Origin of the sequence: Paraburkholderia caffeinitolerans, from assembly GCF_902859945.1 — a bacterium.
GTDB lineage: Bacteria > Pseudomonadota > Gammaproteobacteria > Burkholderiales > Burkholderiaceae > Paraburkholderia > Paraburkholderia caffeinitolerans.
Map to the genome: position 1 here is coordinate 81,398 of NZ_CADIKL010000013.1, position 18,747 is coordinate 100,144.

The window sequence follows — 18,747 nt, forward strand, 5'->3', positions numbered from 1 at the left end:
GCACCATCTTTATAATTGGGGTCTAATCATTGCGATTTATTTGCATGTGCTTGATTCGTCGCGTATATTCGCGTTTCGGCTCTCCTCGACGCACAACGCGGGAAGCCAGCATCGCCCGCGCAACGCCGTACAGCGGTCACGCAAGCGGCGGGAAACAAAAAAGTACGGAATCAACGGCCAGCTCTGGCCACTCTTGGACGGTGTCCCCATGAACGATCACCTGCAGCGCGCCGCGGTGCCCGCCGCGCAAGGTCTGTATGACCCGCAAAACGAACACGACGCGTGTGGCGTCGGCTTCGTCGCCCATATCAAGGGCAAGAAGAGCCACGAAATCATTCAGCAAGGTCTGAAGATTCTCGAAAACCTCGACCACCGGGGCGCCGTGGGCGCCGATCCGCTGATGGGCGACGGCGCGGGCATCCTGATCCAGATTCCGGACGCGTTCTATCGCGAAGAGATGGCGCGCCAGGGCGTGACGCTGCCGCCGGCTGGCGAATACGGCGTCGGCATGGTGTTCCTGCCGAAGGAACACGCCTCGCGTCTCGCGTGCGAGCAGGAACTCGAGCGCACGGTGCGCGCCGAAGGCCAGGTCGTGCTGGGCTGGCGCGATGTGCCGGTCGACCACGCCATGCCGATCTCGCCCACCGTGAAGGCTAGCGAGCCGCTGATCCGCCAGATCTTCATTGGCCGCGGCAAGGACGTGATGGTCACCGACGCACTGGAGCGCAAGCTCTACGTGATCCGCAAGACCGCGAGCCACCGCATCCAGGCGCTCAAGCTCAAGCACGGCAAGGAATACTTTGTGCCGTCGATGTCGGCGCGCACGGTTGTCTATAAGGGCCTGCTGCTCGCAGGCCAAGTTGGCGTGTACTACCGCGACCTGCAAGACGAGCGCGTGGTTTCGGCGCTCGCACTCGTGCACCAGCGCTTCTCCACGAACACGTTCCCGGCATGGGAGCTGGCTCACCCGTACCGCATGATCGCCCACAACGGTGAAATCAACACCGTGAAGGGCAACGTGAACTGGCTGAACGCCCGTACTGGCGCGATCGCCTCGCACGTGCTCGGCGACGACCTGCCGAAGCTCTGGCCGCTGATCTACCCGGGCCAGTCCGATACCGCTTCGTTCGACAACTGTCTCGAACTACTGGTGATGGCGGGTTACCCGCTCGTGCACGCGGTCATGATGATGATCCCGGAAGCGTGGGAGCAGCACACGCTGATGGACGAGAACCGCAAGGCGTTCTACGAATACCACGCCGCGATGATGGAGCCGTGGGACGGCCCCGCCGCCATCGCCTTCACCGACGGCCGCCAGATCGGCGCGACGCTCGACCGTAACGGTCTGCGTCCGGCGCGCTACATCGTCACGGATGATGATCTCGTGATCATGGCTTCGGAAGCCGGCACGCTGCCGATTCCCGAGTCGAAGATCGTCAAGAAGTGGCGCCTGCAGCCGGGCAAGATGTTCCTGATCGACATGGAACACGGCCGCATCATCGACGACAAGGAACTGAAGGACAACCTGGCCAACGCCAAGCCTTACAAGAGCTGGATCGACGCCGTGCGCATCAAGCTCGACGAGATCGAGCCGAAGGCGGAAGACGTGGCCACGGCGCGCGCCGAAGCCGCTGCGCTGCTCGACCGTCAGCAGGCGTTCGGTTACACCCAGGAAGACCTCAAGTTCCTGATGGCGCCGATGGCGATGTCGGGTGAAGAGGCTGTCGGTTCGATGGGCAACGACTCGCCGCTGGCGGTCATGTCCAACAAGAACAAGACGCTCTACAACTACTTCAAGCAGCTGTTCGCGCAGGTCACGAACCCGCCGATCGACCCGATCCGTGAAAACATGGTGATGTCGCTCGTGTCGTTCATCGGCCCGAAGCCGAACCTGCTCGACACCAACAACATCAACCCGCCGATGCGTCTCGAAGTGTCGCAGCCGGTGCTCGACTTCAAGGACATCGCGAAGATCCGCGCGATCGAGCAGTACACGGGCGGCAAGTTCAGCAGCTACGAGCTGAACATCTGCTATCCGGTGGCCTGGGGCAAGGAAGGCATCGAAGCGCGCCTCGCGTCGCTGTGCGCGGAAGCCGTCGACGCCGTCAAGTCGGGCTACAACATCCTGATCGTTTCGGACCGCCGCGCGGACCGCGGCAATGTCGCGATTCCGGCGCTGCTCGCCACCTCGGCAATCCATTCGCACCTCGTGAAGCACGGTCTGCGCACGAGCACGGGTCTCGTCGTGGAAACGGGTTCGGCGCGCGAGACGCACCACTTCGCGCTGCTCGCCGGTTTCGGCGCGGAAGCCGTGCACCCGTACCTCGCGATGGAAACGCTCGCGCAGATGGCGCAGGGCCTGAAGGGCGATCTGTCGGCGGACAAGGCCGTCTACAACTTCACCAAGGCGGTGGGCAAGGGCCTGCTCAAGGTGATGTCGAAGATGGGCATCTCCACGTACATGTCGTACACGGGCGCGCAGATTTTCGAAGCGGTCGGCCTCGCGGACGACCTCGTGCAGAAGTACTTCGCGGGCACGGCATCGAAGGTGGGCGGTATCGGCCTGTTCGAAGTGGCTGAAGAGGCGATCCGTCTGCACCACGACGCATTCGGCGACAACCCGATCCTCGCGAACATGCTCGACGCGGGCGGCGAGTACGCTTACCGCGTGCGCGGCGAAGACCACATGTGGACGCCGGACGCGATCGCCAAGCTCCAGCACTCGGCGCGCAGCAACTCGTACCAGACGTACAAGGAATACGCGCACCTGATCAACGATCAGACCAAGCGTCACATGACGTTCCGCGGCCTGTTCGAGTTCCGCCTCGACCCGGTGCGCGCGATCTCGATCGACGACGTCGAGTCGGCCAAGGAAATCGTCAAGCGCTTCGCCACGGGCGCGATGTCGCTCGGCTCGATCAGCACGGAAGCGCACGCCACGCTCGCCGTCGCGATGAACCGCATCGGCGGCAAGTCGAACACGGGTGAAGGCGGCGAAGACGAGAAGCGTTACCGCAACGAACTGCGCGGCATTCCGATCAAGAACGGCGACACGATGCGCTCGATCATCGGTCCTGAAGTCGTGACGGACATCCCGCTGAAGGATGGCGACTCGCTGCGCTCGAAGATCAAGCAAGTTGCGTCGGGCCGCTTCGGCGTGTCGGCGGAGTACCTGTCGTCGGCGGATCAGATCCAGATCAAGATGGCGCAGGGCGCGAAGCCGGGCGAAGGCGGTCAGCTGCCGGGCCACAAGGTTTCGGAGTACATCGGCAAGCTGCGTTACTCGGTGCCGGGCGTGGGCCTCATCTCGCCGCCGCCGCACCACGACATTTACTCGATCGAAGACCTCGCACAGCTGATTCACGATCTGAAGAACGTGAACCCGGTGTCGTCGATCTCGGTGAAGCTGGTGTCAGAAGTTGGCGTGGGCACGGTGGCTGCAGGCGTCGCCAAGGCCAAGGCCGATCACGTCGTGATCGCCGGCCATGACGGCGGCACGGGCGCTTCGCCGCTGTCGTCGGTCAAGCATGCGGGCACGCCGTGGGAACTCGGCCTCGCCGAAACCCAGCAAACCCTGGTGCTGAACCAGTTGCGCGGCCGCATTCGCGTGCAGGCCGACGGCCAGATGAAGACCGGCCGCGACGTGGTGATCGGCGCGCTGCTCGGCGCGGATGAATTCGGCTTCGCGACGGCGCCGCTCGTCGTCGAGGGCTGCATCATGATGCGCAAGTGCCACCTGAACACCTGCCCGGTCGGCGTCGCGACGCAAGATCCGGTGCTGCGCGCGAAGTTCTCGGGCCAGCCCGAGCACGTCGTGAACTTCTTCTTCTTCGTTGCTGAGGAAGTGCGCGAAATCATGGCGCAACTCGGCATCCGCAAGTTCGACGATCTGGTCGGCCGCGCGGATCTGCTCGACACCCGCAAGGGCGTGGAGCACTGGAAGGCGAAGGGTCTGGACTTCACGCGCGTGTTCTATCAGCCGCAAGTGGGCGCCGAAGTCGCGACGAAGCACGTCGACACGCAAGATCACGGCCTCGATCGCGCGCTCGATCACACGCTGATCGATAAGGCGAAGGCCGCGATTGAAAGCGGCGAGCACGTCTCGTTCATCCAGCCGGTGCGCAACGTGAACCGCACGGTGGGCGCGATGCTCTCGGGCGTGGTCGCGAAGAAGTACGGTCACGACGGTCTGCCCGACGACTCGATTCATATCCAGTTGAAGGGCACGGCGGGCCAGAGCTTCGGCGCGTTCCTCGCACGCGGCATCACGCTGGATCTGGTCGGCGACGGTAACGACTACGTGGGCAAGGGCCTGTCGGGTGGCCGCATCATCATCCGTCCGACCAACGATTTCCGCGGCAAGTCCGAAGAAAACATCATCTGCGGCAACACGGTGATGTATGGCGCACTCGAAGGCGAAGCCTTCCTGCGCGGCGTGGCGGGCGAGCGCTTCGCGGTGCGCAATTCGGGCGCGACGGCCGTTGTGGAAGGCACGGGCGACCATGGCTGCGAATACATGACGGGCGGCACGGTGGTCGTGCTCGGTGAGACGGGCCGTAACTTCGCGGCCGGCATGTCGGGCGGCGTGGCTTACGTCTATGACCCGGAAGGCACGTTCGCCGGCAAGTGCAACAAGTCGATGGTCGCGCTCGACCCGGTCCTGCAACAGGCCGAACAGGAGCGCACCGTGGGCCGCGCGCTGTGGCACGCGGGCGAAACCGACGAAGTGCTGCTCAAGGGACTCGTCGAGCGTCACTTCCAGTTCACCGGCTCGCCGCGTGCGAAGGCGCTGCTGGAAAACTGGGATGCGGCACGCCGCCAGTTCGTGAAGGTGTTCCCGACGGAATACAAGCGCGCACTGGGCGAGCTCGGCGCGAAAAAGGCGAACCAGGAAGAGCTGGCCGCTTAATCCCGCGACGACTACACCAAGACGAAGGAGCGCCCGCCGCGCGACAAGAAGCGCGGCGGCGGGCGCGGTCCCCTCACCGAATTAGATAGAGATAGACGAGAACCAAATGGGTAAGGCAACCGGTTTTCTCGAGTTCGAGCGCCAGCATGAGGCGTACGAAGCACCGCTCACGCGCGTGAAGCACTACAAGGAATTCGTCGCGGCGCTCTCCGACGCCGACGCGAAGGTCCAGGGCGCACGCTGCATGGACTGCGGCATCCCGTTCTGCAACAACGGCTGCCCGGTCAACAACATCATTCCGGACTTCAACGACCTCGTGTTCCGCCAGGACTGGAAGAGCGCGATCGAAGTCCTGCACTCGACCAACAACTTCCCCGAGTTCACGGGCCGCATCTGCCCGGCGCCGTGCGAATCGGCGTGCACGCTCGGCATCAACAACGACCCGGTCGGCATCAAGTCGATCGAGCACGCGATCATCGACAAGGCCTGGGCTGAAGGCTGGGTCGCGCCGCAAGTCGCGAAGCACAAGACGGGCAAGAAGGTGGCCGTGGTCGGCTCGGGCCCCGCAGGCCTCGCCGTCGCGCAGCAACTTGCGCGCGCGGGCCACGACGTGACCGTGTTCGAGAAGAACGACCGCATCGGCGGCCTGCTGCGCTATGGCATCCCCGACTTCAAGCTGGAGAAGTGGCTGATCGACCGCCGCATGCGCCAGATGGAAGCCGAGGGCGTGGCGTTCCGCACCAGCGTCTTCATCGGCAAGGGCGAACTGCCGGCGCACATTGGCAATACGGCCAAGCAGACCATCACGCCGGACGAATTGAAGGAACAGTTCGACGCCGTGGTGATCGCGGGCGGTTCGGAAACGCCGCGCGATCTGCCGGTGCCGGGCCGCGAGATGGAAGGCATCTACTACGCGATGGAGTTCCTGCCGCAGCAGAACAAGGTCAATGCGGGCGACAAGCTACCGGACCAACTACTGGCCAAGGGCAAGCACGTGGTGGTGATCGGCGGCGGCGATACGGGCTCCGATTGCGTGGGCACCTCGAACCGTCACGGCGCGAAGAGCGTCACGCAGTTCGAACTGCTGCCGCAGCCGCCCGAGGAAGAGAACAAGCCGCTCGTGTGGCCGTACTGGCCGGTCAAGCTGCGTACCTCTTCGTCGCATGAGGAAGGCTGCTCGCGCGACTGGGCGGTTGCCACGAAGCGCCTCGAAGGCAAGAACGGCAAGGTCGAGAAACTCATCGCCGCGCGCGTCGAGTGGAAGGACGGCAAGATGGTCGAAGTGCCGGGTTCGGAGTTCGAAATGAAGGCCGATCTTGTGCTGCTCGCCATGGGCTTCACGCAGCCGGTCTCGCCGGTGCTCGAAGCGTTCGGCGTCGAGAAGGACGCGCGCGGCAACGTGCGCGCTTCGACCGAAGGCGAGAAGGCGTATTACACGTCGGTCGACAAGGTCTTCACCGCTGGCGACATGCGCCGTGGTCAGTCGCTCGTCGTCTGGGCGATCCGTGAAGGCCGTCAATGTGCACGTTCCGTCGATGCCTATTTGATGGGCAGCTCGGAACTGCCGCGCTGAAATAGGCTGAGTCGATTCAAGCCGGCGAGCGATCCTCGCTGGCCGTAGTGGGCAACATGCAGTAGACACTGTCAAGCCGGGCTGCCTGTAAGGGTGGCCCGGCTTTTTTTCGTCGGCTTTCTCTGGTTTCGGTCGAGTTGAGCCGCCAAGGCGCGGGCACGGCGCAAGTGCCAAAGCGCAAATGCTGGCCGGCGCGCTACCATGATGCGGTCGTTCCTCACCCGAGGCCTGCCGATCATGTCCGAAGCCCGCGAGACCGATCAATGGCGGCGCTGCTTCGTTGCGCTCGCGCCCGATGCGCCGTCGCGCGACGCACTCGCCGCACTCGACGTGCCGCCCAATGCGCGTCGGGTGCCGTATGCGCAGTTGCATCTCACGGTGGCGTTCATTGGCGCGATGTCGTTCGCGCAGGGTGAGTCGCTCGCGGCGCGCCTCGCTGAGCGTACGGCGCCGCCGTTATCCCCATTCCCGCCCGCGCCCGTCACGAAGATCGAGTGCTGGCCGGGGCGTGCGCAGCCGCGCTTGATGGTGGCCGTGCTGGCCATGTCCGACGCATTCACGGCACTTGACTGGCGGGTGCGCTCCCTGATGGGCGAGGTGGGCTTGCCGCTCGATGCGCGCGCGTTCCGGCCGCACATCACGCTGGCGCGCTTTACGCACGACGCGCGTGGCGCACCGCCGGAAGGCGGCGCGCAGGCGCTGCCGCCGTTGCGGTTTACCTCGCTCGTGCTGTATTCGAGCACGCTGGCGAGGCAGGGCGCGCGTTATGAAGCGCTGGCGAGTGTGGTGGTCTAACCCACCCGCCGCGACCATCAGCGCCGATACCGCTCCAGCGTCAACCCATCGAGATCGATCTCGGGCGCGCGCCCGGCGATCAAATCAGCGACCACGCGTCCCGAGCCCATCGACATCGCCCAGCCGGTCGAGCCGTGGCCGACGTTGAGCCACAGCCCTTGTACGCCCGATTGACCGAGCAGCGGCGCGCCGTCGGGCACCATCGGCCGGCGTCCGACCCAGAACTGCGCGGAAGACAGCGTGGCCGCGTGCGGGAACCAGTCGTCGAGCACTTTCATGAGCGTTTGCAGCGCCTGCTCGCGCAGCGTCGTGCGGTGGTCGCCGAGTTCCGCCGTGCCGGCCACGCGCAAGTAGGGCCCGAAACGCGTGATGGCCGTTTTGAGCGATTCGTCCATGAGCGCGGCGCGCGGGGCCTTCTGCTCGTCGACCACCGGCAGCGTGGCCGAGTAGCCCTTCACCGGATACAGCGGCACCCGCACGCCGAACGGCGCGACGAGCGCCGCGCTCTCTACGCCGAGCGCGACCACGACGGCGTCCGCCGTGAGCGTTTGCGGTTCGGTATCGGCCACCTCGTTCAAATCGGCGGGGCGCAGCACCTGGGCGGGCGCGCGGCGGTCCTCGCGGCGCTGCTCCCGCAGTTCGCGGCGGTTGTTCGCCGTGCGCCGCCCGGGCACGGGCCGCACGCGCACGCCGCTCACCCGGCCGCCCGTGGCTTCGAGTGCGAGCACCTCAGTGTCGAAAACGAACTTCACGCCGCTTGCCTCACATACCGCGCGCAGTTCGCGTGTGAAGCGTGCGCAGTCTCCGGCTTCATCGTCGGGCAGATAGATGCCGGCCACGGGCTTCACTTGCGACCACGCGAGGCCAGGCTCGATCTGCGCGCAGCCTGCGGCGTCCAACTCGCGATAGGCGATGCCCGCGTCGCGCAGCACGCCTAGCGCCGGTTGCGCGAGTTCGACGTCGTAGTCGCTGCGAAAGAGCTGAAGGTAGCCTTGGCTGCGCCCGTACTCGAACGCGTGCTGCGCGCGAAACGCGTGCAGGCAGCCGCGGCTGTAGTAGGCGATGCGCTGCATGCGCTGCTTGTTCACGCGAAAGCGTTCGAGGTCGCATTCGCGCAGCCAGCGCGCGATCCAGCGCCATTGCGCGGCGTCGAGCGTGGGCCGGAAGATCAGCGGCGAGGTCGGCTTGAGCAGGTACTTGATGAGCTTGCCCGGCATGCCCGGCGCGGCCCAGGGGGTGACGTACCCGGGCGCGATCACGCCAGCGTTGCCAAAGCTCGTGCCGAGCGCGACGCCCGGCTCGCGTTCGATGACCGTGACGTCGCAGCCCCGTTCGCTCAGGTAATACGCAGTAGCGACGCCGATCACACCGGCGCCGAGGACGATCGTTTTCATGCCGGTCGTAGTGAGTGAGGCGGGAACGGACGGTATTGCAGCACGTTCGCGCTCATTGTGCAGTGGAGTCCGCCGAGGGACGGGCAGACGCGCCGCCGGTTGCCGGGGCAGCATCGTCGGTCAGCGCCTTGCCTTTCGTTTCGGGCAGGCACAGGGCGGAGACGATCACGAGCAGATAGCCCGCGCCGGCCACCGCGCCAATCGCTTTCACGAGCGTCGTGGTCTGCGCGAGCGTGCCCACGAGGATCGGGAAGAACGAGCCGAGGCCGCGCCCGAGGTTGTAGCAGAAGCCCTGACCCGAGCCGCGGATCGCATTCGGATAGAGTTCGGAAAGATAGGCGCCCACGCCCGCGAAAATCCCCTGCACGACAATGCCGAGCGGAAAGCCGAGCAGCAGCATGGCGGTATCGGTGATCGGCAGCATGGTGTAGGCCATGCCGAGCGCGAACGAACCGATGGCGAACAGGATGAAGGATGCGCGCCGCCCGATCTTGTCGCACAGGATCGCGCCGACGATATAGCCCGTGAACGAGCCGACGATCAGCACGACCAGGTAGCCGCTCGTGTTGAACACCGACAGATGGCGCACGGTTTTCAGATAAGTGGGCAGCCAGGTGGTGATCGCGTAGTAGCCGCCCAGCATGCCGGTGCACAGTGCGCTGCCGAGCAGCGTCGTGGCGAGGTGCGCGGGCGCGAAGATCTGCAGGAAATGGCCGTGCGTTTCGCCGCGCTCGCGGGCGCGGCGCGTTTGCAGGAACACTTCGGGGTCGCTCACGTTGCGGCGCACATAGAAAATCCACAGGGCGGGCACGATGCCGATCCACAAGCACGCGCGCCACGCGTACTGCTCGGGCAGCAGCGCGAAGAACGCCCAGTAGAGAATGGCGGCGGCGCCCCAGCCAAACGACCAGCTGCTCTGCACAGTGCCCACGGCTTTCGCGCGGTGCTGCGGCGAGCGGATTGTCTCGGCCATCATGATCGTCACGACCGACCATTCGCCGCCGAAGCCGATGCCCTGCAGCGTGCGCGTGGCGAGCAGTTGCCAGAACGAGTGCGTGAAACCGGACAGAAACGTGAAGAGCGCAAAGGTGGCGATGGTCCACTGGAGCACGCGCACGCGGCCGTAGCGGTCGGCCAGGATGCCCGCGAGCCAGCCGCCGAGCGCGGAGGAGATCAGCGAACTCGTCGCGATCATGCCGGCCTCGCCCTTGGTCATGCCCCAGGCGGCGATGAGCGTCGGAATCAGGAACGAGTAGATCATGAAGTCGAACGCATCGACCGCATAGCCGCCGAAGCCAGCGTAGAGCGTGCGCCGCTCGCGCTCGTTCAGCTCCCTGAACCACTGGAAAGATTCCATTGTCTCGTCCCCATATTTGTTGTGTGCGCAACGACCCATGAAGCCGTGAGGCGGCGAGTCGCGCATGCGGTGTCCAGCGGGGCGGGCACCGCTGCAGGCGCTCGAACGGCGCTATTTTACGGTGGGAAAGGCGGTCGCGGCCAGGGGAGTTGAAAGCCTGGGTGTGCGCTGGGGCAAGCGATGCTCGCTTGGGTGTACTCCGGGACGGTGCGCGCAGCCCGTTGCGCAGGGCCTCAGCCCAGCGTCAGGCCGCCGTCGACGTGGATCGTCTGACCGGTGATATGGCGCGCGGCGTCGGACAGCAAAAAGGCGATCAGTTCGGCGATGTCGGCGGGTTCGGCCACGCGGCCGAGCGGTGTGGCCTCGGCGGCGCGCGCCCACGCCGGCGCGTTTTCGGGCGTCGGGCCCGCGTCCTTGCGGGTGTAGCCGGGCGCCACGCAGTTCACGGTCACGCCGTGCGGCGCGAGCTCTGCGGCAGCGCTCTTTGCCAGCGATTCGAGCGCGGCCTTGGCGGCCGCAGTGGCCGCGAACGGCGCGTCGGCGCGGTAGCGGTGCGCGACGAACGAGCTCACCGCCACCACGCGAGCATGCGCCGAGCGCAGCAGAGCAGGCCGCGCTTCGCGCACGAGCGCCGCGAACGCGGCGGGCATCGAGGCGAAGGTGGCGGCGAGCGTGTCGGGCTCCAGGTCCGTGAGCGCCTGACGCTGCGCGTGGCCCGCGTTGGCGACCAGTTGATCGAGCGCGGAAAAGCGCACAAGCGTTGTTTCGACAAGCCGCGCGGCTGCGCCTGCAACGGCCAGGTCGGCGCAGGCCGTCGCGCAGGCCGCGCCTTGCGCTTCGCACGCTGCAGCAACCGCCGCGAGGCGCGCTCGCGCCGCTTCATCGGCGCCGCGCGCGTGCAGCATCAGCGCGACGCCGGGGGCGGCCAGGCGCCGTGCGAGCGCGGCTCCAATGCCGGAGCCCGCGCCCGTGATCAGGACGACGCGCGTGTTCGCGTCGGTCCCGCTCACGCCGCGACCCGCTCTTCAGGCGTGCGCTCGATTTCGAGCGTCTCGTGGTGGTACGCCGCGAGCGACTCGCGGTGCGCCACGCTCACGATTGCCGATTTCGGCAGTCGTTCCATGAAGAGCTTGTAGAGACGGTTTTCGTTGTCGGGATCGAGCGCGCTCGTGGCTTCGTCGAGGAACAGGTAGTCGGGCTTGTGCAGCAGCACGCGCGCGCCCGCAAGCCGCTGCTGCTCGCCCGGCGAGAGCACGCGGGTCCAGTGCGCGGACTCGTGCAGGCGCTCGACATAGTCTTCGAGACGGCACGCGCGCAGCGCTTCGCGGCAGTCATCGTCGCTGTAGGCGTCGGCGGGCGAAGGGTAGGTGAGCGCGGCCTTGAGCGTGCCGATCGGCAGATAGCTTTGCTGCGGGATGAACATCATGCGCGCGTCCACGGGCGCGTCGATCGAGCCCTCGCCGAATGGCCAGAGGCCCGCGAGCGCGCGGATCAGCGTGCTCTTGCCCGCGCCCGAGGGGCCGCGCACGAGCCAGCGCGAGCCGGGCTTGATGGCGATGTCGCGCACCTCGGAGAGCGGCGTGCCGTTGGGCAGCGCGAGCTTGAGATGTCCGGTGGTGAGCGAGTTGTCGTCGACGTAGTGCAGATTGATGCCGCCGTGCTCGGTGGCGGGCGAAACGGTTTCCTTCAGGCGCGGCGAGTGCACTACGCGCGCGAATTCGCGCAGACGATTCACCGTGGCGCGCCATTCGACGAGGGTGGCGTAACTGTTGATGAACCACGAGAACGAATCGCTCACGGTGCCGAACGCACTCGAAATCTGCATCAGCACGCCGAAGGTGAAGGCGCCCGCGAAGTAGCGCGGCGAGGCCACGACGATCGGAAAGATGATGGCGATCTGGCCATAAAAGCTCAGCACGAAGGTGAGGCGCTTCGTGTACTTCATCACGCGCCACCAGTTGTCGCGGATGTGGTGGAACAGGCCCTGCGCGTTGTTGCGTTCGGTGTCCATGCCGTCGTAGAGCGCGATCTGCTCGGCGTTCTCGCGCAGGCGAATGAGGCCGAAGCGGAAGTCCGCCTCCACTTTCTGCTGCTGGTAGTTGATCGACACGAGCGGATGGCCGACCTTCTGGATCACGAGCGAGCCGAACACGGCGTAGAGCGCGGCGGCCCACACCATGTATCCCGGAATCGTGATGGGCGTGCCGCCCACCGCGAACGTGAGCGCGCCCGCGAGCGACCACAGGATCATGATGAAGGAGACCAGCGTGACGACCGTGGAGAGCAGGTCGAGCGTGAGCGAGAGCGTGGTGGTGGCGAACGACTGGAGGTCGTCGCTGATCCGCTGGTCGGGGTTGTCGGCGAGGCGGTCGCGCTCGATGCGGTAGAACGCGCCCTGGCCGAGCCATTCGTTCAGGAAGCGCGTGGTGAGCCACTGGCGCCAGCGAAAGCCGAGCATCTGGCGCAGATACCGCCCGTACACCGCGAGGATGATGAACGCGAACGCCAGTGCGGTGAAGATCATCAGCAGATGCGGAAACTGCTTGGCATCCTTGTTCTGCAGCGCGTTGTAGAAGTCGCGGTTCCAGTCGTTGAGCCGCACGTTGATCCACACGACGGCGAGATTCATCGCGATGATCGCCACCAGCAGGCCCCAGGCGACCCAGCGTTCCTCGGACACCCAGTAGGGCTTGATCAGACTCCAGGCCGTGATCTTGTGATGCTCGTTCTGATCCGGCGTGGCGCGGGGAGTGAGGTTGGTCATGTGCGTCCTGATGTTGTGCCGGCCCGCGGCCGGAATAGACGATACCCGCCGCTCGCAGCGCCGTGGCGTCGCGATTGTGTCCCGAAGCGCTTAAGCAAGGCTTAATTGCCTGCGCGCGGCGTCCGGGCGACTGGGGTGCGGCATGGGGTGCGTCATTGTCTCACCGCCCGCGTGAGCTGGGCGGTTCACCGTGGTTTGGGCATTGTGCCAGAGCAGAAATCGCCCGCCGTCCAGTGGTCGTTTGCGGCGTGCGCGGCTTTTGTGGTCTAATGACCGCTGACGAAACAGGGGTGCTTCACTGGTATGCCTGGCATGCCGCAGTGAGGCTGAGAGAGACCCTTCGCACCCGATCCGGGTAATACCGGCGCGGGAAGTTTCCGGAAAGTCTTGCTGGCGCCGCGGTTGATGAGTTCGATCAGTCGATTCGTTTCGGCTGGGTTCATTCAGGCGTCGAGATTCCCGCCGGGCAGCACGTGCCGCGCATGTCGGGTTTTGCGCTTCACGTCGTTTGCACGGCCGGCCTTGCAGCCGGTTTCGTCCTTGGGTACGCATGCTTGTTTGCCGTACGGAAAGGATACGATGACCGCCTCTTCTGCACCTTATTCAGATCATTCCCCGGTTTCTGCCGGCGCTCGCGCGTCTGCTCGCGCCACACCGGCCATGCCCGATTTCGCCGTGCTCGGCGGCGGGCTATGCGGACGTCTCGTTGCATGGCGTCTTGCGGGCGCGGGGCATCGCGTGGCGCTCTACGAGCGCGGCGGGCCCGAGGGCGGCGAGTCGGCTGCCTGGATCGCGGCCGCGATGCTCGCGCCGCTGGCCGAGGCCGCCGTCGCCGAAATGTTGATCACCGAGCTGGGCATCGCCTCGCTCGAGACCTGGCCGCGCATTCTCGCGGAGCTGCCCGAGCCGGTGTTTTTTCAACGCAATGGCACGCTCGTGGTCTGGCATCACGCTGATCGCACCGAAGCGCCGCTGTTCGAGCGCCGCGTACGCGCGAACGCGCCGCGCGCGCTTGCCGACGCCAATTTCACGACGCTGGTGGGCGCGCAGATCGACGCCGCCGAACCGGCGCTCGCCGGGCGCTTCGGGCGCGGCTGGCTGCTGGCCGGCGAAGGCCAGCTCGACAACCGCCAGGCGCTGGCGGCGCTGGCGGCGGGTCTCGCGCAGCGCGGTGTGCAAACGCACTGGCACACGAGCGTGGACGACGCGAGCCTGCCGCGCGCGCGTGTGACGATCGATTGCCGGGGCCTCGGCGCCAAGCCCGCGCTGCCGGCGCTGCGCGGCATTCGCGGTGAAGTGGCGCGCGTGCACGCGCCCGGCATCGGCCTCACGCGGCCGGTGCGCCTGCTGCATCCGCGCTATCCGCTCTATATCGCGCCGAAACAGGACGATCTCTATGTGATCGGCGCAACCGAGATCGAGGGCGAGGACCGCTCGCCCGTAAGCGTGCGCTCGGCGCTCGAGTTGCTGAGCGCGGCGTTCGCCGTGCATCCGGCCTTTGGCGAGGCGCGCATTCTCGAATTGAATTCGCAGTGCCGTCCGACGCTGCCCGATCATCGCCCCGCGCTTATCTGGGATGGTGGTGGGACGCTGCGCGTGAACGGTCTCTATCGCCACGGCTTCATGATCGCGCCCGCCGTGGCCGACGAAGCGGTGCGCGTGGCCGAGGCGCTGCTGGCGGACCAGTTCGCCGATGCCGACGCCTTCGAGGCGCTGCGCCGCGAATCGCGCTGGGCGTCGATGCTGCACGCCCGCCATGTTCAAGGTGCGCACGAGCCCGCTTGAATCCGCGTGAATCCGCGTGAATCCGCTTGAACCGGGGCGGTTTGAGCGCGTCAGCGGGCATGCCGCGAGCGCGACACCATCAACACGAGACAAGGCGCACGGTTCGCGCCTTGCCGGAAACAACGTAGTCAGACGAATTGCCATGGATATTCAGATCAACCAGAAGCCGCTCACGCTGCCCGAAGGCGCGACCGTTGCCGATGCGCTCACTGCATTCGGCGCACGTCCGCCATTTGCCGTCGCCGTGAACGGCGATTTCGTCACGCGCACCCAGCACGGTGCGCGCATGCTTTCGGCGGGTGACCGCCTCGACGTCGTCAGCCCGGTGGCCGGCGGCTGATCGCGCAAGCGAACCCGCCGCCGCTTTACTTTTTACTCGCTACCGCGCGCCGCCCGTCCGCTGCCACCTGTCCAGGATTCAAGCCATGACCCATCATCAGTCCGCCGACGCCCTCACGCTGTACGGCGAAACCTTCGCGAGCCGCGTGCTGCTCGGCACCTCGCGCTATCCGTCGCTGCAAGCGCTCTCCGATTCGATGGAGGCCGCGCGCCCCGGCATGATCACCATCGCGCTGCGCCGCCAGATGAACGACGGCACCGCGGAAGCCGGCTTCTTCGATTTGCTCAAGCGCCACGGCGTGCCGTTTCTGCCGAACACCGCGGGCTGCCTCACGGTCAACGAGGCAGTCACCACCGCGCACATGGCGCGCGAAGTCTTCGAGACCGACTGGATCAAGCTCGAACTGATCGGCGACGACTACACGCTGCAGCCGGACCCGGTGGGCCTGATCGAAGCCGCCGCGCGGCTTATCAAGGACGGCTTCAAGGTGCTGCCGTACTGCACCGAAGACCTCGTGATCGGCCGGCGCCTGCTCGACGCGGGCTGCGAGGCGCTGATGCCGTGGGGTGCGCCCATCGGCACGGGCAAGGGCGTGATCAATCCGTACGGATTGCGCGTGCTGCGCGAGCGGCTGCCCGACGTGCCGCTGATCGTCGATGCGGGCCTCGGCCTGCCTTCGCATGCGGCGCAAGTGATGGAGTGGGGCTTCGACGGTGTGTTGCTGAACACGGCCGTGGCGCAAGCCACGCACCCCGAGGCGATGGCGCGCGCGTTCGCGCTGGGCGTCGAGGCGGGCCGCACCGCATATCTCGCCGGGCCGATGGCCGAGCGCGAGGCGGCCGTGGCGAGCACGCCGGTGGTCGGCATGCCGTTCTGGCATCAGGATGGAGGCCAGCAATGACCCAAACGCTGCGACTGCAGGATCGCGAGCTGTTCTGGCCGCCCGCGGACGAACTCACTGAAACGGCGGAGCGCATTCGCGCTCGCCTCGGCGACTGGCAGCCCACGCACGCGCCGTGGCGCCTGTGCCTGACGTCGCCCGACACGCCCAACGGCGGCGATCTGATCATCGTGACCGACGCCGCGCCGCATCTCGCGAACATCGCGCGCTGGATGACCGATGGCGCAGGTGTGATCGAGGCGGCCGGCACGCCCTCGGCAGGCCGCGCGACACTGCATCTGGGCGGCGAGCGCTACGCACTCGAGGGCACGCTCGCGGAGGACTGGATTCCGGCGCTGGCGGCGTTTCTCGACTGCGGCTTCGATCCGCACGACGCGCTCGTGCTGGCACTCGCCTGGCGAGATGGCGACGAGCAGCACGCCGACGCGTGGCCGGTCGACATCGCCCGTTTTCCGCGCGTGCTCGGCTTGCCCGATGCGCCCGCGCAGCCGTTCGCGCCGTGCCCCGCGAAGCTCGGCCTGTATCCCGTGCTGCCCACCGCCGACTGGGTCGAGCGCGTGCTCGACTACGGCGTGCAGACCTTACAACTGCGCAGCAAGCAGCCGAAGTCGCCGGAACTCACGCATGAGATCGAGCGCTGCGTCGCGGCGGGGCGTCGCCACAATGCGCAACTTTTCATCAACGACCACTGGCAGGCGGCGATGGCTGCGGGCGCCTACGGCGTGCATCTGGGCCAGGAGGATTTGCGCGAGGCGGATCTGAACGCGCTCGCTGCATCGGGCATCCGTCTCGGTCTGTCGACGCACGGCTATTTCGAGATGCTCACCGCGCTGCATTTCCGGCCGAGCTACATCGCGTGCGGCGCAGTGTTCGCCACCACGACCAAGACCATGCCGACCGCGCCGCAGGGGCTCGCGCGTCTCGCGCGCTACGTGAAGCTGCTCGACGGCGTAGTGCCGATGGTCGCGATCGGCGGCATCGATTTTGCCGCGCTGCCCGCAGTGCTCGCGACCGGCGCGCCTAGTGCGGCGGTCGTGCGCGCTGTCACCGAGGCCGCCGACCCGGCTGCCGCGGTTGCTGCATTGCGCAACGCGTTTACGCAATAATTAGCCCGCTTCAGCGCCGGCCGCGCTTCGGACTCGTTCCGGACCGCCTGGCGCCGAAGCGCGAGTTGCGGCGCCCTCGGGGATGCCCGACTTGCATCAAGGGGCTTGGGCATGCCACGGCAGCATTCGTACGATGGCCCTATAATCCCGCCTTCGTATAAATGGACTGCCTGCTACGTGCCCTCGAACTCTGAGACCCTTCTGGAGCTGCGCGACGTCGACTTCGGCTACGGCGACCGGCTCGTCCTGTCCGGCCTGAACATGCGCTTTCCGCGTGGCCAGGTCGTTGCGGTCATGGGCGGCTCGGGCGGCGGCAAGACCACGGTGCTGCGCCTGATCGGCGGCCTCGTGCGCGCCCAGCGCGGGCAGGTGCTGTTCCAGGGCCAGGACATCGGCGCGCAATCGCGCGAAGGCCTTTACGCGCTGCGCCGGAAAATGGGCATGTTGTTCCAGTTCGGCGCGCTCTTCACCGACATGTCGGTGTTCGAGAACGTCGCGTTTGCGCTGCGCGAACACACCGATCTTCCCGAAGAGCTGATCCGCGACCTCGTGCTCATGAAGCTCAACGCGGTGGGCCTGCGCGGCGCGCGCGACCTCGCGCCTTCGGAGATTTCGGGCGGGATGGCGCGGCGCGTGGCGCTGGCGCGTGCGATCGCGCTCGACCCCGAACTCATGATGTACGACGAGCCGTTTGCAGGCCTCGACCCCATTTCTCTCGGCATCACCGCGAACCTGATCCGCACGCTCAACGACGCGCTCGGCGCCACGTCGATCCTCGTCACGCACGACGTGCCCGAATCGTTCGCGATTGCCGACTACGTGTACTTCCTCGCGAACGGCCGCGTGCAGGCGGAGGGCACGCCCGCCGAGCTGCGCGCCTCGACCGACCCGATCGTGCGCCAGTTCATCGACGGCGCGCCTGACGGCCCGTTCCGCTTTCACTATCCGACGGATGTGCCGCTCGACGCGGACTTTGGCGTCGGCGGAGGCCGCTCATGATCGGCGCCATCAGTTCACTCGGCCGCGCGGTCCTCGATTCGATCACGCGTGCAGGCCATGCCTCGCGTTTCTTCGTGCGCCTTGTGCTGGAGTTTTTCCCGCTGCTGCGCCGTCCGCGCCTTGTCACGAAGCAGATCCACTTCGTCGGTAATTATTCGCTGCTGATCATCGCGGTGTCGGGCCTGTTCGTGGGCTTCGTGCTGGGCCTGCAGGGCTACTACACGCTCAACCGCTACGGCTCCGAGCAGGCGCTCGGGCTGCTGGTCGCGCTTTCGCTCGTGCGCGAGCTCGGCCCCGTTGTCACCGCGCTGCTGTTCGCGGGCCGTGCAGGCACCTCGCTCACGGCCGAAATCGGCCTCATGAAGGCGGGCGAGCAGCTCACGGCCATGGAAATGATGGCGGTCGACCCGGTGCGCGTCGTGATTGCGCCGCGCATGTGGGCAGGCGTGGTTGCCATGCCCATTCTGGCGGCCATCTTCAGCGCAGTCGGCATTCTGGGCGGCTACGTAGTGGGCGTGCTGCTGATCGGCGTGGACTCGGGCGCGTTCTGGTCGCAGATGCAAGGCGGCGTGGATGTCTGGGCCGATGTGGGCAATGGCGTGATCAAGAGCATCGTGTTCGGCTTCGCTGTCACGTTTACGGCGCTGTATCAGGGCTACGAGGCCAAGCCGACGCCCGAAGGCGTGTCGCGCGCGACCACCAAGACGGTCGTGTACGCGTCGCTCGCGGTGCTGGGCCTCGACTTCCTGCTCACCGCACTGATGTTCAGCTAAGGATAGGAATGCGGCGCGGGTGCCTCCTGGATGGCGCCGCCGCAACGGATT

13 protein-coding genes and 1 riboswitch are annotated in these 18,747 nt (G+C 66.5%); of the genes, 9 read left to right on the forward strand and 4 right to left on the reverse strand.

Annotated elements, in window-relative coordinates:
- Positions 1 to 208: 208 nt before the first annotated feature.
- From HV773_RS15375 to thpR, 3 genes are all read left to right on the forward strand, one after another.
- Positions 209 to 4,909 (forward strand): glutamate synthase-related protein, encoded by a 4,701-nt coding sequence (locus HV773_RS15375; RefSeq protein WP_129562973.1) that lies wholly within the window; start codon positions 209 to 211, stop codon positions 4,907 to 4,909.
- Positions 4,910 to 5,015: 106 nt separating this feature from the next.
- Positions 5,016 to 6,482, forward strand: a complete 1,467-nt coding sequence (locus tag HV773_RS15380; protein WP_129562972.1) for a glutamate synthase subunit beta — start codon at positions 5,016 to 5,018, stop codon at positions 6,480 to 6,482.
- 201 nt (positions 6,483 to 6,683) lie between these two features.
- A complete protein-coding gene (gene thpR / locus HV773_RS15385; protein WP_343052362.1) occupies positions 6,684 to 7,277 on the forward strand; it encodes an RNA 2',3'-cyclic phosphodiesterase in 594 nt (197 codons plus the stop codon).
- 17 nt (positions 7,278 to 7,294) lie between these two features.
- Here thpR and HV773_RS15390 read toward each other — a convergent pair whose 3' ends face one another.
- The 4 genes from HV773_RS15390 to HV773_RS15405 form a co-directional block, all read right to left on the reverse strand.
- The gene (locus HV773_RS15390) at positions 7,295 to 8,671 is read right to left on the reverse strand and encodes a D-amino acid dehydrogenase (protein ID WP_175195321.1); all 1,377 of its coding nucleotides are present in this window, start codon (positions 8,669 to 8,671) and stop codon (positions 7,295 to 7,297) included.
- Positions 8,672 to 8,723: 52 nt separating this feature from the next.
- Positions 8,724 to 10,028: an MFS transporter gene (locus HV773_RS15395; RefSeq protein ID WP_129562970.1), complete on the reverse strand. Its 1,305-nt coding sequence runs from the start codon at positions 10,026 to 10,028 to the stop codon at positions 8,724 to 8,726.
- Between the two features lie 233 nt (positions 10,029 to 10,261).
- Positions 10,262 to 11,038, reverse strand: coding sequence for an SDR family NAD(P)-dependent oxidoreductase (locus HV773_RS15400; RefSeq protein ID WP_175195323.1), 777 nt, complete (start codon positions 11,036 to 11,038; stop codon positions 10,262 to 10,264).
- Positions 11,035 to 12,792, reverse strand: a complete 1,758-nt coding sequence (locus HV773_RS15405; RefSeq protein ID WP_129562969.1) for an ABC transporter ATP-binding protein/permease — start codon at positions 12,790 to 12,792, stop codon at positions 11,035 to 11,037. The genes HV773_RS15400 and HV773_RS15405 overlap by 4 nt, the downstream gene beginning before the upstream one ends.
- Positions 12,793 to 13,068: 276 nt before the next feature.
- A riboswitch (TPP riboswitch) is annotated at positions 13,069 to 13,182 on the forward strand.
- 270 nt (positions 13,183 to 13,452) lie between these two features.
- Between HV773_RS15405 and HV773_RS15410 the strand changes: the two genes are divergently transcribed.
- From HV773_RS15410 to mlaE, 6 genes are all read left to right on the forward strand, one after another.
- Positions 13,453 to 14,577: an FAD-dependent oxidoreductase gene (locus tag HV773_RS15410; RefSeq protein WP_129562968.1), complete on the forward strand. Its 1,125-nt coding sequence runs from the start codon at positions 13,453 to 13,455 to the stop codon at positions 14,575 to 14,577.
- A 142-nt stretch (positions 14,578 to 14,719) separates the two neighbouring features.
- On the forward strand, positions 14,720 to 14,917 hold the full coding sequence (gene thiS / locus HV773_RS15415; RefSeq protein WP_129562967.1) for a sulfur carrier protein ThiS: 198 nt from the start codon (positions 14,720 to 14,722) through the stop codon (positions 14,915 to 14,917).
- 85 nt (positions 14,918 to 15,002) lie between these two features.
- Positions 15,003 to 15,818 carry a thiazole synthase gene (locus tag HV773_RS15420; protein ID WP_129562966.1) on the forward strand — a complete coding sequence of 272 codons (816 nt, stop codon included), beginning with the start codon at positions 15,003 to 15,005 and terminating at the stop codon, positions 15,816 to 15,818.
- Entirely contained in the window at positions 15,815 to 16,924 is a 1,110-nt protein-coding gene (gene thiE / locus HV773_RS15425; RefSeq protein ID WP_129562965.1) for a thiamine phosphate synthase, read from the forward strand. The genes HV773_RS15420 and thiE overlap by 4 nt, the downstream gene beginning before the upstream one ends.
- Before the next feature lie 177 nt (positions 16,925 to 17,101).
- Positions 17,102 to 17,923: an ABC transporter ATP-binding protein gene (locus HV773_RS15430; RefSeq protein ID WP_129562964.1), complete on the forward strand. Its 822-nt coding sequence runs from the start codon at positions 17,102 to 17,104 to the stop codon at positions 17,921 to 17,923.
- A complete protein-coding gene (gene mlaE, locus HV773_RS15435) occupies positions 17,920 to 18,696 on the forward strand; it encodes a lipid asymmetry maintenance ABC transporter permease subunit MlaE (RefSeq protein ID WP_129562963.1) in 777 nt (258 codons plus the stop codon). The genes HV773_RS15430 and mlaE overlap by 4 nt, the downstream gene beginning before the upstream one ends.
- The last annotated feature ends 51 nt before the right edge of the window (positions 18,697 to 18,747 follow it).

Bases quoted from the DNA above. Each gene is read 5' to 3' on its own strand.
- HV773_RS15375 (WP_129562973.1), top strand. From the start codon at position 209: ATGAACGATCACCTGCAGCGCGCCGCGGTGCCCGCCGCGCAAGGTCTG.
- HV773_RS15380 (WP_129562972.1), top strand. From the start codon at position 5,016: ATGGGTAAGGCAACCGGTTTTCTCGAGTTCGAGCGCCAGCATGAGGCG.
- thpR (WP_343052362.1), top strand. From the start codon at position 6,684: ATGATGCGGTCGTTCCTCACCCGAGGCCTGCCGATCATGTCCGAAGCC.
- HV773_RS15390 (WP_175195321.1), bottom strand. From the start codon at position 8,671: ATGAAAACGATCGTCCTCGGCGCCGGTGTGATCGGCGTCGCTACTGCG.
- HV773_RS15395 (WP_129562970.1), bottom strand. From the start codon at position 10,028: ATGGAATCTTTCCAGTGGTTCAGGGAGCTGAACGAGCGCGAGCGGCGC.
- HV773_RS15405 (WP_129562969.1), bottom strand. From the start codon at position 12,792: ATGACCAACCTCACTCCCCGCGCCACGCCGGATCAGAACGAGCATCAC.
- HV773_RS15410 (WP_129562968.1), top strand. From the start codon at position 13,453: ATGCCCGATTTCGCCGTGCTCGGCGGCGGGCTATGCGGACGTCTCGTT.
- thiS (WP_129562967.1), top strand. From the start codon at position 14,720: ATGGATATTCAGATCAACCAGAAGCCGCTCACGCTGCCCGAAGGCGCG.
- HV773_RS15420 (WP_129562966.1), top strand. From the start codon at position 15,003: ATGACCCATCATCAGTCCGCCGACGCCCTCACGCTGTACGGCGAAACC.
- thiE (WP_129562965.1), top strand. From the start codon at position 15,815: ATGACCCAAACGCTGCGACTGCAGGATCGCGAGCTGTTCTGGCCGCCC.
- mlaE (WP_129562963.1), top strand. From the start codon at position 17,920: ATGATCGGCGCCATCAGTTCACTCGGCCGCGCGGTCCTCGATTCGATC.